13 protein-coding genes are annotated in these 13,430 nt (G+C 58.4%); 4 read left to right on the top strand and 9 right to left on the bottom strand.

All coding sequences use genetic code 11. The annotated features are described in order from the left end of the window. Window positions 1-13: 13 nt before the first annotated feature. Together AAC076_RS12780 and AAC076_RS12775 are read right to left on the bottom strand one after the other, a co-directional pair. The gene (locus AAC076_RS12780) at window positions 14-784 is read right to left on the bottom strand and encodes a DUF2285 domain-containing protein (RefSeq protein ID WP_339846239.1); all 771 of its coding nucleotides are present in this window, start codon (window positions 782-784) and stop codon (window positions 14-16) included. A gap of 370 nt (window positions 785-1,154) precedes the next feature. Then, the gene (locus tag AAC076_RS12775; protein ID WP_339846237.1) at window positions 1,155-1,502 is read right to left on the bottom strand and encodes a DUF2958 domain-containing protein; all 348 of its coding nucleotides are present in this window, start codon (window positions 1,500-1,502) and stop codon (window positions 1,155-1,157) included. A 448-nt stretch (window positions 1,503-1,950) separates the two neighbouring features. On the opposite strand from AAC076_RS12775, the gene AAC076_RS12770 reads away from it, so the two are divergent. Beyond that, window positions 1,951-2,241, top strand: a complete 291-nt coding sequence (locus AAC076_RS12770) for a helix-turn-helix transcriptional regulator (protein ID WP_076517543.1) — start codon at window positions 1,951-1,953, stop codon at window positions 2,239-2,241. Between the two features lie 46 nt (window positions 2,242-2,287). Here the strand turns inward: AAC076_RS12770 and AAC076_RS12765 are convergent, their stop codons facing one another. The 3 genes from AAC076_RS12765 to radC all read right to left on the bottom strand — a co-directional run bounded on the left by AAC076_RS12765 (window position 2,288) and on the right by radC (window position 4,830). Further along, window positions 2,288-2,596, bottom strand: coding sequence for a DUF736 domain-containing protein (locus tag AAC076_RS12765; RefSeq protein WP_339846236.1), 309 nt, complete (start codon window positions 2,594-2,596; stop codon window positions 2,288-2,290). Window positions 2,597-3,697: 1,101 nt separating this feature from the next. Next, window positions 3,698-4,093: an ATPase gene (locus AAC076_RS12760; RefSeq protein WP_339846235.1), complete on the bottom strand. Its 396-nt coding sequence runs from the start codon at window positions 4,091-4,093 to the stop codon at window positions 3,698-3,700. A 230-nt stretch (window positions 4,094-4,323) separates the two neighbouring features. Beyond that, window positions 4,324-4,830: a DNA repair protein RadC gene (gene radC / locus AAC076_RS12755; protein ID WP_339846233.1), complete on the bottom strand. Its 507-nt coding sequence runs from the start codon at window positions 4,828-4,830 to the stop codon at window positions 4,324-4,326. Window positions 4,831-5,282: 452 nt separating this feature from the next. Here radC and AAC076_RS12750 point away from each other — a divergent pair, with 452 nt between their 5' ends. From AAC076_RS12750 to AAC076_RS12740, 3 genes are read left to right on the top strand one after another with little or no spacing between them, the layout of a single operon-like run. Beyond that, window positions 5,283-6,455: a hypothetical protein gene (locus tag AAC076_RS12750; protein ID WP_339846230.1), complete on the top strand. Its 1,173-nt coding sequence runs from the start codon at window positions 5,283-5,285 to the stop codon at window positions 6,453-6,455. Continuing rightward, a complete protein-coding gene (locus AAC076_RS12745) occupies window positions 6,455-8,701 on the top strand; it encodes a ThiF family adenylyltransferase (RefSeq protein WP_339846228.1) in 2,247 nt (748 codons plus the stop codon). Before AAC076_RS12750 ends, AAC076_RS12745 begins: the two co-directional genes overlap by 1 nt. A gap of 1 nt (window position 8,702) precedes the next feature. Then, window positions 8,703-9,590, top strand: coding sequence for a hypothetical protein (locus tag AAC076_RS12740; protein WP_339846227.1), 888 nt, complete (start codon window positions 8,703-8,705; stop codon window positions 9,588-9,590). On the opposite strand, the gene AAC076_RS12735 is transcribed toward AAC076_RS12740, so the two are convergent. The 4 genes from AAC076_RS12735 to AAC076_RS12720 form a co-directional block, all read right to left on the bottom strand. Then, window positions 9,580-11,121 carry an IS66 family transposase gene (locus tag AAC076_RS12735; RefSeq protein WP_339846226.1) on the bottom strand — a complete coding sequence of 514 codons (1,542 nt, stop codon included), beginning with the start codon at window positions 11,119-11,121 and terminating at the stop codon, window positions 9,580-9,582. The genes AAC076_RS12740 and AAC076_RS12735 overlap by 11 nt on opposite strands. Window positions 11,122-11,200: 79 nt before the next feature. Continuing rightward, on the bottom strand, window positions 11,201-11,545 hold the full coding sequence (tnpB, locus tag AAC076_RS12730; RefSeq protein ID WP_339846348.1) for an IS66 family insertion sequence element accessory protein TnpB: 345 nt from the start codon (window positions 11,543-11,545) through the stop codon (window positions 11,201-11,203). Between the two features lie 14 nt (window positions 11,546-11,559). Beyond that, on the bottom strand, window positions 11,560-11,931 hold the full coding sequence (locus tag AAC076_RS12725; RefSeq protein WP_339846225.1) for a transposase: 372 nt from the start codon (window positions 11,929-11,931) through the stop codon (window positions 11,560-11,562). A 360-nt stretch (window positions 11,932-12,291) separates the two neighbouring features. Next, complete coding sequence (locus tag AAC076_RS12720; protein ID WP_339846224.1) at window positions 12,292-13,326, bottom strand: IS110 family transposase; 1,035 nt, start codon at window positions 13,324-13,326, stop codon at window positions 12,292-12,294. Window positions 13,327-13,430 lie beyond the last annotated feature (104 nt).

The following is a 13,430-nucleotide window of genomic DNA, read 5'->3' as shown; positions in this document are numbered from 1 at the left end:
CGGGACTCCCTGCTCAGGGACGATCTGTGGGTGAACCGGAACGTCCCCCTTCAAGGGGAGGCGATACCAGCTTGCGGTAACCGCCCCGCATCAGGCCACGGCCGCGGCGCACCAGGCGGCGCACCCGTGCACGCAGGGCACTGTCAGCATGCCATTCACGGGCAACGGTGGTCGTACCGAAAAGAACAGCGGCCACGGCGCGCAGGGATGCGCCGGCCAGAACACCGTCCAGGGCCTGCAGGGTATGAAGCTCCAGCAGTTCGGTCGCCGAGGGACGGGCACAAGCCATCGCGTTCGTCACCGCCCCGGTCACCAATTTTTCGGCTTCGTTGGCCAGGTTGCGGCATGCAGAGGCGCGCGCCGCGCAGACGTAGGCCATGCCCTCCCGCAGGCCGGGTGCAATAGCCAGGCGCAGACAACTACCGGCCCAGCGTGTGGCCACCAACAACCGACGCCCGTCATGGACCAGGCGCTTGCGCCCGGGAAGCTGCCACAGGCCGAAGCCCTCGACACCGGGTGGCGGATCAAGATCGGGATGGAGTTGGATCATACCGGCGTGATCGGGACACCACACCGGTTGCGCGTCCCGCGCATCCAGGGCAGGATCTTCCAACAGGCGCAGCCCCCAGTGCGCCGCCGCATCGGCATGACGACGACGGCCCGACCAGTCGCGCAGGTAGTCGGGGTGACGGCGCAGGTACTCCCAGGCGAGTGCCGGCCCATCAAGATGCAGGACGTAGAGATAGGCGGCACCGGGGTGCCAGTGCTCGCCGGACTTGGCCACGACGCGGCTCCTCCCTGTCTTTCAGCGGGATACGTCGCGCGAAGTCGGCGGTTCAGTCGGTGGGAGCTACGGCGTTATCGGCGTATCATCTTGCCTGGTTCGTTATGGGCGCGCGTCAAGTCCGATTGGCTCCGGGGCATTGTGCGGATCGTCCGAATGCGACGGCTGCGTGGAAACCTTTTCCCCGCAGCACCGAATACCCTGCCCTATCTCGCCACAAACATCCTGACTCTTTTCGTCTTGGCCGCACTCTGCTGGAGCAACAATATGAAGTGTTGCGCCTGAGGTCTGGCGTCAGACCGAAAAAGTCACAAAAATCTCATCAAGGCAGTGCTGTTGCCAGCCCGCCATTGCGGGCTGGCAGGGCCGATCAATCCAGGACCGACCCGTTGTCGCGGGCCAGTGCCGCGTACTCGGAGAGCGTGCGCCTGGATATGAACTGCAGGTCGCGCTCCACCGGCAGGCCCAGCGGCCCGCGGATTGTGGACAATTCGGAGAGACGCACACTGCCCAGCTCCGGCATGCCCAGCCCCAGGTCGCAAAGGCCGAAGGCGGTATCCCCGTCTTCGGGATCAAGTTCCGTCAGCAGCCAGGTGGCCTGGGCATCCGGCGTGAACAGCTTGACCACCGGCGGCGGATCGATGTCCCGGCCTTCGGCGTGGGCCTGGCCGTTGGCCAGCAATTGCGTGCGTTGATGTTCGGTGATGAGTGTTTTCATGGTCGCTTCCTCTGATGGGTTCGCTCCACGGCGGAGCGAGGCGACACCAGGCGCGGACTGGCCGCGCGGCCGTCATACCCCAACACGGTCCGGTGCGGGCCGGGGTTGACGGCAAGCGGCGAGCGCCAGACTCGCGCACTGTTCGCTGTGGAATGAACCAAGAAGGCGATCCTGAAATGCACGAAACCGGACTTGCGCCTTTACCACATGGCACGAATACGGGATTGGGACTTTGCCCAAAGATACAAAGCTGGATCTGCGGAAATCAGCAAAACCACGAATCCGGCAAATCGTAATTTAGCGTCCCCACCAAAGCGGTTTTCCGCATTTACGTCTCCACGCATATAAAAAGGCCCTGTCACAAAACCCCTTCCATCATAGGTCGAAAACAGCAAATGAGTTATCTTTAACGTGGTTTTTATTATGCCGCGAGACGACGCTCTCATGTATGAAGAAGCGTCCAATCCAACGCGGCCGCCCAACCGGCGCCACCACCTATGAAGCCGAGCCGGCACGGGCTTTCGGCGAGGCCGTGCGTGCCCTGCGCACGGAACGGGGCGTGGCTCAGGAAACCCTCGCCCATCTGGCGGACGTGGAACGCTCTCACCTGGGGAAAGTCGAACGCGGCGAGCACATGCCGACGCTGGCCCTGATTCTCAAAATCGCACGGGCACTGGAATGCAGCTCCGCCGAACTGATGGCGGACACCGAGCGACGCTTGGCGAATCCCGAATCCTGACACACGGAAAACCCCGCCACGAAGGGCGGGGCGCAAGCCGTGACGATCACTCGCCCTTGTTCCGGGACCACAGCAGGTTGTGCTTGCCGTCCTCGCCCTCGATGAGGCGGGCGTAGACGGTGGCGGGGAACGACGGATCATCGAGGGTGACCGACAGGTAGGGCCGCTCCGCCTGACTGACTTTCTGCCAGGCCGCGCCGATCTCCAGGCCGTTGGCTGCCAGGAGGCGGTAGTCGGGAGCGTTTTCGCTGCCCTTGTCGTTGGGGACGAACTTGAGTTTGACGTTGAGCGCCAGGGTGCGCAGGGTGCCGGTGAAGCCGTTTTTCTCTGCGGTGAAGGTGCCGATGTTGGCCATGATGTGTACTCCTTTCGGGTTGCCAAGGTCGCGCCCATCGCGTCCTTGTTGTGATCCGGTCGGCGTGGGTCGGGCGGGCCGCACCGCGCAGCGGCCGCAACAGCGTGGAGGACCTGAAGGCGCAAAGAATTTGCTGCGCGAGGAAGGCGCCCAGCGCCGGGGAATATTCTTTGCGCCGAAGGGTTGCGGCCATTGAGCCCGAGGCGCAGCCGCACCTTCGCCAGGATTCACAACGAACCAAGGACGTATTGGGCCGACCTGACCCAAAAGGGGTAATGGCCTACCCGGTATTCCGCGGCACAGCGATACCGGTATCCGTTGTCACCCGTTCACGTCAGTCCATGGCCCAGGACAGGACATGCGAGGAACGTCCTCCATCTTTCGCAGATGTTGCAGCTCGGACCGGACAGTAACGCCAGGCAAGCCTCCCCCGGATAGATGAGCCATACCCGTTCACGCTTTATGCCCATCACCAGCATTGAGGGCTACCGGGCAATACACAACCAGTCACGGCAAAGTGGAGCGGTCACGGCATGTCGTTTTCGCCAGGGTGGGCACGCAAGACTGAATCGAATTGATATGACCGGATTCCCAGATTCGGAGCCCACTTGCCTTGTCACCCCATAAACCAACCCAGATATCTGCTCAAATGTCTGGCGGCCCTGTTGCAACCGTCTTTCCCGAGTTCATCGCCCGCGACGGTCGGGAGCGCACGGCCGGGGGCGGTCAAGGAGATAAGCGCTGGGTGGGCACGGCCCGGCCCGGCGCGCCTTGACGGCACGCGGGCGTGGGCTACAGTCGCGGACAAAGTGATGTAATGAGGGAGGATGGCTGGACAGATTATGGCCTTCACTATGTGCCGACCACACAGCAAGCGAAGCGCGTACCGCCACAGGCGCGAAGGCCGATCAGGTGCAACCTGTTCGGCGGCTTTTCAGGGGCGCCAAACGGAGAGCGGCGGGGATCGGCGACACGCCGTTCCCCTGGAGTGCAAGCACAACGCGCAGTCCCACAAAGCCGAAGACATCGACACCGGGCGCAGCAGAAAAAAAGCGCCGCCCCGGTCAACGGGAACGACGCTTTCGAGGATGGATCGAACGATCAATCCGATGCCGGTTCCACCATCGCCTGAAGCTGCTCGATGATGCCGGGTTCGACAAAGACGCAAGCCTGATCGGCGGCAAGCGGTATGTTGAACACGCCGGCGAACACGTCGCGTTTCAGGTGGGCCAGACGCCCCGTGCGATACGCCGCTTCCGGCTTCAAGCGATCGGTGCCTGTCGGCTTGCCGCTACGCTCTGGATCGCATTCGACCAGGGCGACAAAGCCCTCATCGAACAGCCGCCGATGTTCGTCGCACAGGCCCCAGCCTGTCGATGTGTGGCGTTCCAGGCTCGCGCGCAAGCGCTTGTCGAGCAGGATGTTACCGGTATCGAAGGCGGTGCCACAGACCAGGCAGACGTGACGTTCCAGCGACACATGTGATTTGTCGTTCATGATGACGATCTCCAGTTGCTCGGGCGGAATTGCCCAGAACCGGCGTCAGCACGGCGCAGCGCAAGCAGTCACAGGGTCACAGACGGCTACGCCCGCAAGCGTGCGCAGCACGCGAAGCCCTTGACGGCGAGAACGCCGTGGTACGGTGTAAGGGAGCAGCAAGACCGCCCCACCTCACCCGCCCCTCAAGTAGCAGAGAACGCAGCAAAAAAGGGGCCGAAGCCCCTGTGCTACAACAGCCCTCGCTCGGCGAATGACGATGTCTGTTCACCGCCGACGACGATATGGTCCAGGGTGCGTACATCCACCAGTGCCAGCGCCTCTTTCAGCCGCTGGGTAATCGTCCGATCCGCCTGGCTCGGCTCGGGATTCCCGCTCGGATGGTTATGCGAGAAGATCACGGCCGCAGCGTTGATCTGAAGTGCCATCTTCACGACTTCCCGCGGGTAGACCGCCGCCCCGTCGATGGTGCCGCGAAACAGCTCGGCATACTCGATCAGGCGGTGCTGCGAATCCAGGAACAGACACGCAAACACTTCGTGGTCGAAGCCTGCCAGCTTGGCACACAGGAACTCCTTGACGATGGCCGGTGACGTAAACGAGGCGCCACGCTGGATCTTCTGGTCGATCACCTGGCGGGCAGCCGTCAGGATCTGGTCGGCCGTAGCCGGAAGGTAGCGCCCCTGGTCATCACGAACCAGCAGCGAGGAATCGGAAATGAGAGAGAATTGAGTCATGATCGTGCTCCGGTTGCTCGGGCGGAATTGCCCGGAACCGGCGCCAGCACGGCGCAGCGCAAGCCGTCAGGGGTCAATAACGGCCACAGGACGCAAGCGCGCGGAGCACGCGCAGCCCTTGACGGCGAGAACGCCGTGGTACGGTGAGGGAAACAGCAAGACCGCCACACCCCACCAGCCACAACACCAGGGATTGGCAAGCGGAGCGCGCAGGCCCTCACGGGCCGGAGGCGTCAAGGATCAAAGCCGGATGGCCGCGATTCGACAAGAAGCGCGGGGCGCAGCCCGCGAGCCCGACGGCGGTACGCCGGGACGTATTGACTGCCTTTCATTAGCAACTATATATAGATAGTTGACACACTAATAAACACAATATATGGTAATATGACTGCTCAGTGGCAGAGTGCTAGTGCGTGGACTGCCACCCGACTGCAAAACAGCAGGAGAACAGCGTGGCAGAAACACACAAAGTCATATTTTACCCAGTGGGCAATGGGGACACGACACAAATCGTCTTGTCGGCGGGACGCCGTGTTCTTTTCGACTTCCGCCATACAGGCAAAGCCGAAGATTCCGACGAGCCTGAAATCGACCTAGAAGCCCACCTCAAGGAAGAGCTGGACAATGCGGGGCGTGACTACTTCGACGTCGTGGCATTTACCCATGCCGACCGGGACCATATCCAAGGCAGTACCGACTTCTTTGAACTGCAGCATGCGAAAAAATACCAAGGGGACGGCCGGGTCAAGATCAATGAACTTTGGGTGCCCGCCGCGATGCTACTGGAGGAAGCGGACAACGACCATCAGCAGGAAGAATATATTCTCCTCCGCCAGGAGGCCAGACATCGTCTGCTGGAAGGCAAGGACATCCTGGTATTTTCAAAACCACAGGCACTTGCCAATTGGCTGGAACCCCGATTAAAGGAGCGAGGCGAATCAGCCTCCGCACGCGACCACCTGTTCATTGACGCCGGCACCATCGTTCCAGGGTTCTCTCTGGAAAACGACGATGTTGAGTTCTTTTGCCATTCGCCCTTCATCAAGCACTGTGATGAGGGGGATATTATCCGCAACCGGGCGTCCCTGGTTTTCAATGTGCGCTTCCGTGCCAATGGCGAGCATTACGACTACCTGGAAGTCGGCGATGCCACCTGGGAAGACATTGAAGACATCGTCAACATCACCAAATATCACAAGAACGAAGATCGACTCGCCTGGGATTTGTACAACATTCCTCACCATTGCAGTTACCTCGCATTAAATGAAGACGGCCAGAAAGGTGATAAGGAGACGGAACCCAAACCACTCGTCAAGAAACTACTGCTTGCCGGAAAACAGGATGCCTACATCATCAGTTCCAGTAAGCCGATCCCGGATATCAAAGAGTCCTACGATCAGGTACAACCACCACACATCCAGACCCGCAACGCTTATGAAAAGTATTTGAGCGAAGTTGGTGGACGAAAATTCCTTGTGACGATGGAAGAACCCAACGCTAACAAGCCCGAGCCCATCGTCTTCGAGGTCAGCAGCGGCGGCGTCACCTGGAAGCGGTCGGCGGCCATCGGCGCACCTGCCATCATAACGTCCACCCCACCACGCGCGGGGTACCGAGCTGGGTAATGGCGGATGAATATCACGAACTAGAAAACGTCGTAGACGTCCACGACAGCAAAGATCTTACCTTCCCGCGAACCCATGCTCTGCTGGGCGCCGTCCAGCGACATCGCGACTATTCACTTACCTGCATGCTTCGACATCCCGTCGAGGGTAAAGCTGCGCTCGAATGTCTGGTGGTGGACGTCGAGTGCGACGATGTTCCTCCCAAAAACCCATTTGGCATTCGATACCGGGAACGATTGGCGCTGTTCATTCCAAAAGACGCAAAACAGCTGGTTGAAGTCCTGGCACTGCGCCGGGACTTTCCAATCTTGATGCACCAGAACCAGGGTGTACACAACGCGCCTGCGAGCCTGTGTCTTTACTTTGAGTCGGCAGCGTCTGTCATGCGAACCTGGACACCGCAATCATTTCTCCGCCGTATTCAATGGTGGCTGGAAAAGAGTGCTCGTGGCGAACTGCACCCAACAGACCAACCGGTAGAGCACTTGTTCTTTGCCAGCAAATACGAGCTTGTTCTCCCCTGGAATCTGGACGAGCTACAGCAAAACCCAAGGTTGCGTTTTGTGGTTGCGCTTCGACAAGAACGACCTGATGAGGGATTCACCTGTTTTCTGGAGCCCCAATCGGAGGCTACCCGGCAAGGCAGAACCACAAAATATATCGAGTTGACGTTACCCCCTATCTTGCATGGGTTTGTCGAACGTGACCCCGCGACGCTCGGACAACTTGCCGACTTACTGGAACAGCGAGAAGTGGACCTTATCGGCCCGCTACGCACGGCACTGCAGGATGAAGTGGGTCAAGCGGGTATCACCGCCGCCGATAGCGATCAGGGATTAGTGATCCTTTTGCATATCCCAATGCGCCGAAATACCGACGAGGAACCGAGCCTCATCGCGCGTCGCGCGTTTCTGGTGCAAAGCGGCACCGTTGAACTCGGCGCTGCCACCGGTGCCTTGATGGCACACGAGGGAAGGTACTACAAGGATCTGTTGAATCAGGAGCCTTCAACTGCATGGCGCGATCACCTGATTCTTCCAATGGAGGTGTTACAGCAAAATGATGTCCCCGCGACCCAACGACAATCCGGCACTGTCCCGGATGGACCAAAGGGAGTGCTGATCGGCGCAGGTTCCCTTGGGAGCCTATTCGCTAGTCTATGGGGACGCAGCGGCTGGGGACAGTGGACTGTCATTGACAAGGATCACATCAAACCTCACAACCTGTCGCGACACATCGCCTACACACAACACATCGGTGAAACGAAATCGACTGTGGTGGCAGGACTACATGCGGCGGCTATGGCGGATGCGTCTGCCATCACTCCGATAGTGGCTGACGCCACGGACTTTTCCGACACCAGCGTGACAAATGCCTGTCAGGCAGCCGATTTGGTGATTGATGCTTCAACAACCCTTGAATACCCACGGGCAGCGAGCATGATTGAGCAATGGCCGCGGCAGGCCTCGGCTTTCATCACACCCAATGGCAACGCGGCGGTTTTGCTTGCCGAGGATTCAGCACGCGAGCGACGTCTTCGTACACTTGAAGCACAATACTACCGAGCCCTGATTCAATCTGACTGGGGTGAGCTTCATCTCAGTGGCCACACCAGCACATTCTGGAGCGGAGCGAGCTGCCGTGATATTTCAATGGTAATGCCCTATTCGCGGATTATGGGGCATGCAAGCACGCTGGCTGAACAAATTCAGGTAATGGCCAGCCAAGACGAAGCTTTGATCCGTATCTGGCAACGTGATCCGCAGCGAGGCAGCGTCGAGGTCTATGTTGTTCCGGTAGCCCCTGAACGCTGCCTGGCATTCGGCGAACTCAATCTATTTATTGATAGCGGCGTCGAGCAAGAGCTTAGGGGCCTGCGCCAGGAGGGCTTCCCCAATGAAACGGGAGGCGTGCTCCTTGGGTACTATGATTTCAATATCAACGCAGTCACCGTCGTGGCGTGCCTTCCGGCACCAACAGACAGCAAGGCCTCCCCGGCATCTTTTGAGCGTGGCATCGCCGGCCTGGCAGATGCAGTACAGCAAGCATCAACACGTACCGCCGGAATGGTTGGGTACATCGGTGAGTGGCACAGCCATCCCCCTGGCCATTCCGCCTCGCCAAGTCGAGACGACATTGAACAACTGGTTCATTTAACTCTTGGCATGGCCGAAGACGGCCTACCTGCCATCCAACTTATCGTTGGAGAACAGGACTTACACCTTCTTCAGGGCGAGGTGAGATAATATGCCGGGTGAGATGATTTTGAGAATATGGGATGTCGAGCACGGAGCCTGTGCGATGCTGCGTCACCTGCTCAATGGGCAAGCAGGCCGCCTCGCCATGATCGATTCCGGCTGCACTCAAGATTGGCGTCCCAGCACCTATATCCGGCACGAACTGCAACGAAACCGTCTCGATTATCTTTTTATCACCAATGCCGATCAGGATCACATGAGTGATCTGAACGGACTTTGGGAGGAAGGTGTTCAAGTTGAAACATTCACCCGCAACCCCCATCCTCCCGCCGAAGTACTTCGGGCGATGAAAGAAGTAAACGGGCCCCTGACCAGCGATATCCAACGGTATTTGGAAATTCATCGCAATTTCAATCAACCGGTTAGCCTGCCATTCAATGATGGCATGGGAGGGATAACTGCAAAGACTTACTTCAACAGCTATCCGGGATGCAATACAACGAACGACCTGAGTCTCGTCGTATTCATTGACTTTGGTGGTTTCAAGATTTTATTTCCGGGAGACCTGGAACGAGAAGGCTGGCTGGCATTATTGGCCAAACAAGATTTTCGTCATGATTTGGGCAGCTTGGATATTCTAGTTGCTTCTCACCATGGCCGAGAAAATGGCTACTGTGAAGAAGTGTTTGAGTTTTGTCAGCCCCGCGCGATTGTCATGTCCGATAAGGCCATCGTACACAACACGCAAGGAATGACGCAGACATACCGCCAGCGTATCAGCGACAACTGGCCAAACGGTGTTCTTGTCTCTACGACCAAAAAGCAGCGACGCGTCTTGACCACCCGTCGCGATGGCTGGATTCAATTCAACGTCAATGACCGTGGTGATTTCACAATTTACACGGAGCACTGTAAGCGTCCGGCGATTACACCTTGATAGCCGGACTCCAGTTGTGCGGTAGGAGACTGTCGATCTCTGAGTACTTCGTGCTGGGTAGACGCTCAAGTACATCGCGCAGGTAAGCCTGCGGGTCGAGACCGTTGATTTTCGCGCTCTGGATCAGGCTCATCACGTTCGCCGCCCGCTGCCCGCTACGCTGCGATCCAGCAAACAACCAGTTTTTCCGGCCAAGAGCCCAGGGGCGCACCTGATTCTCGATCCAGTTGTTATCGATCGGCACCTCGCCGTCGTCGAGATAGCGCGTCAGCGCATCCCAACGTTTCAGGCTGTAATCAATCGCCCCGGCGGTTCGGGTGCCTGCCGTCAGAGCAGATCTCTGGTGGATGAGCCACTCCCGGAGCTTTTCCATAATCGGGCGAGATCGTTTGTCCCGGATTCGTTGTCGTTCATCCGGTGGCTCTTCCGCAATGTCACGCTCAATATCGTAGAGATTGCCGATGATCTCCAGGGCCTGAGCGGCAATCGGACTGTCACCGCGCTCGGCAAGTTCAAAGAACTTCCGCCTCGCGTGCGCCCAGCAGCCGACTTCAGTCATGCCAGTGGCGAAGCCGGCCTTGTAACCACCGTAATCGTCGCACACCAGCTTGCCCTGCCAGTCGGTCAGGAAGTCACGAGCGGCCTTGCCTGATCGCGATGGCTGGAAGTCGTAGGCCACACCCCGGATCGCTGCCGAGCGGGTTGTGGCATACGCCCAGATGTAGGCGCGATGGGTCTTTTTCTTGCCCGGCGACAGCATCGGTACCGGTGTCTCGTCCGCATGCAGAACCGCATGGCCCAGCAAGCAGGCGCGCAGTTGGTCCACGAGCGGTGCCAGCTCCACACCGCAGCGGCCCACCCAGTCCGCCAGCGTCGATCTTGGAAGCTCGACACCGGCCCGGGCATAGATCTGCTCCTGCCGATACAGCGGCAGGTGGTCGGCATATTTGCTGATCAGCACCTGCGCGAGCAGGTTAGTGGTCGGAATACCCTTGTCGATGACGTGGGGCGCCACCGGCGCCTGCACGACCGTCTCACAGGCCTTGCAGGCCCACTTGCTGCGGATATGACGCTCTACACTGAATTGGCCAGGCTCGTAATCCAGCTTTTCGCTGACGTCTTCTCCGATGCGCGTCAGCTCACAACCACACTTACAGGTCGTCGACTCGGGATCGTGGTGGATCTCCGAACGGGGTAACTGCGGTGGTAGCGGTTGGCGGCGTGGTTTTAGAGGCTGATCCTTTCTCGGCGAGTCATGCTCGGCCAGCTTCTCAAGCTCCGTTTCGATCGCCGCGATATCCTCATCAACCAGATCGTCCAGTAGGTTCTGTTGTGGGCTACTGCTTTTGGATTCGCTGCGCTTGCCAAAGCGATGTCGCCGGAGAATAGCGATCTCGTGCGTGAGGTGTTCATTGCGCAGGCGGTACTGGCGAATGGTCTCGTCACGCTCGCCCAACGCATCCTGCATCTGCGCCGCCAATTCGCGGAGCTGGGACTCGCTGAGCTGGTTAATGTCGACTGATGCAAGCATAACGACACTGTGCCACCAGAGGACCTAAATAGCCATAAGCACTATTTCCGTAGACCCGAGCGGGTGATCGTGGTGTTATCTACTGCCGGTCTATGACGAAGTTCGCGCCGGCATATTGCCACGGCAACCCCGATGCCAGGGCTTGCAACTGCAGGTCATCAAGGGCCACCGGATCTCCACTGCGCAGTGCGCTCCAGACAAAGCGGCCCTGATGCAGCCGCCTCGCCAACAGCCAGATACCGAAGCCGTCGCACAACAGGATCTTCATGCGATTCGCCCGCTTGTTGGCGAAGACGTAGGCGCAGTGTGGCTTCGCTGCGCCGAAGGCCTTGATCACTCGGGCCAGTGTTGTCTCTGGGCCGCAGCGCATATCCAGCGGATCCCGGGCCAGCCAGATCTCGTCGATGCGCAGGACCTGGCCCATGTTCACGGGCAGCGTCACCTTGTCACAGCACGCAGCCAGTCGACAGACCGCTCGATAGCATTGAGCGGCCAGTGTACGATCAGCCTGCCTGAGGACGTTGGTACTTCCAAGCGTATCGTCGCTGAATCATCGAGCGTTCCTGCCTGCGAGGCAGGAGGCGAAGGTGCTGGCAGACGAAGGAAGTCATCCTGTGAATCGCGCCGCTGAACGAGGCGCCACTTCTGCACCATGTTGGGATTCAAGCTGTGGCGAATGGCAACACCGGCCACGGATGCACCAGGGTGATCGCACTCAGCGAGGATCTGGGCCTTGAATGCTGCGGAATAGCGGCGTCGCCGCTTCTTCGGTGTTGGTGTCACATCGCTAAGCGGCGCGTCGTAATCCATAATAGGTGCCCACTAAGAATAGGTGGGCACCTAAAATAGCGGATCGCCTACGTACGGCAAGATGGGTTTACCGGACGTGTATGGACTCCTCCTCGTTTGCAAGCATTTTGTTCGATCACGATAGGGTGCAATTGCCTACGTGTATTCGGTCTCTTCACAGATGCCGTCATCTTAGGCATCGGACCCTGATGGGCTATTCGCACGATGGTTCCCAAACGCTTACACGAGCTCTTATGCTCTCCGTCCGGCAGGGGTATCCCATCGTCGGTTTGACCTGTTCGCCATCAAACATTTTGCTTTGCAATCGCTGAGGTATAACTCCTTCTTTTCAGCCTGAAAAAGGGACTGCTGCTAGCTGTCTCACCCGTCTGAGGCCAATACTGGGTCGTAACTGGTGCCATTATGTGCCAAGGCCCAGGCGATTCGCGCAGTCTTGTTCGCCAGGGCGACAGTGACAACGTTTACATGCTTACGCACCTTCAACTCATTTAGCCACTGGCTCAGCCCATCGTCTCTATCCTTGGCATGCCGAATGACAGCTCGAGCTCCGTGGACCAGTAATTTTCTCAGGTAGCTGTCACCTCTTTTGCTAATGCCCAGCAGTCGGTCTTTACCACCAGTGCTATGTTGGCGTGGAGTAAGGCCGAGTGAGGCTGCAAAATCACGTCCTCTTCTAAACCCCTTACCATCTCCAAGTGCGCCCGCAAGGGCACTAGCGGTCAAGGGACCGACTCCGCGGAGTTCCAGCAAACGTTTCGCCACAGGATCAGTTTTCGCCATGCGGGTTATCCGCTCATCAAGATTGGATACCCGGTCGTCAAGGTAGCGGAGATCTTGTGCAAGCTCGGCAAGTAACCCGCGGAACTCGTCACTCAGGCCATTCGTTGCATCTTCGAGCCACAGGGGCAATGTTTGCCGGAGCTTGTTAATACCGACTGGAGCAACCAGACCGTATTCGCCAGTCAGGCCGCGGATCTGGTTCACTTTGGCGGTTCGCTGTCCAACGAGCCCTTCTCGTATCCTGTGTGCAGCTTGAATGTCCTGTTGACCAACGGATTTGACGGCAACGAACCGCATACCAGGCCGTCCCATAGCCTCGCAGATAGCTTCCGCATCGACACGGTCATTCTTGTTGCTCTTGACGTACGGCTTGACGAACTGAGCAGCGATAAGTTTGACGGTGCATCCCCGACACTGTAACTCACGAGCCCAGTGGTGTGAGGATGCACAAGCTTCCATGCCAATCTCTGCCCCCGGTGCCACCTGTTGGCTCAACGCATCGAGCCACCGGCCTCGTTTTAGGTTGGCCTGCCAATGCAGTTGGTCATGACGATCCACACCATGCACGTGAAAAACAGACTTTGCGATATCCACACCGACTCTTGTAATCTTCATACGGGCTTCTCCTCATCCTCTGAATGGTTGGTTCCCACCTACCATTCTGGGTAAGCATCCGGTCAGCACCGTCTAGCATCTAAAGCGCTAATCAGAACAATAGG

Origin of the sequence: uncultured Halopseudomonas sp., assembly GCF_963977355.1 — a bacterium.
Classification (GTDB): Bacteria; Pseudomonadota; Gammaproteobacteria; order Pseudomonadales; family Pseudomonadaceae; genus Halopseudomonas.
This window is presented reverse-complemented; position numbering and strand designations above follow the sequence as displayed.

Coding starts and splice junctions, on each gene's coding strand:
- AAC076_RS12775 (WP_339846237.1), bottom strand. CDS start 1,502: ATGAAAACACTCATCACCGAACATCAACGCACGCAATTGCTGGCCAAC.
- AAC076_RS12770 (WP_076517543.1), top strand. CDS start 1,951: ATGAAGAAGCGTCCAATCCAACGCGGCCGCCCAACCGGCGCCACCACC.
- AAC076_RS12765 (WP_339846236.1), bottom strand. CDS start 2,596: ATGGCCAACATCGGCACCTTCACCGCAGAGAAAAACGGCTTCACCGGC.
- AAC076_RS12760 (WP_339846235.1), bottom strand. CDS start 4,093: ATGAACGACAAATCACATGTGTCGCTGGAACGTCACGTCTGCCTGGTC.
- radC (WP_339846233.1), bottom strand. CDS start 4,830: ATGACTCAATTCTCTCTCATTTCCGATTCCTCGCTGCTGGTTCGTGAT.
- AAC076_RS12745 (WP_339846228.1), top strand. CDS start 6,455: ATGGCGGATGAATATCACGAACTAGAAAACGTCGTAGACGTCCACGAC.
- AAC076_RS12740 (WP_339846227.1), top strand. CDS start 8,703: ATGCCGGGTGAGATGATTTTGAGAATATGGGATGTCGAGCACGGAGCC.
- AAC076_RS12735 (WP_339846226.1), bottom strand. CDS start 11,121: ATGCTTGCATCAGTCGACATTAACCAGCTCAGCGAGTCCCAGCTCCGC.
- tnpB (WP_339846348.1), bottom strand. CDS start 11,545: ATGGGCCAGGTCCTGCGCATCGACGAGATCTGGCTGGCCCGGGATCCG.
- AAC076_RS12725 (WP_339846225.1), bottom strand. CDS start 11,931: ATGGATTACGACGCGCCGCTTAGCGATGTGACACCAACACCGAAGAAG.
- AAC076_RS12720 (WP_339846224.1), bottom strand. CDS start 13,326: ATGAAGATTACAAGAGTCGGTGTGGATATCGCAAAGTCTGTTTTTCAC.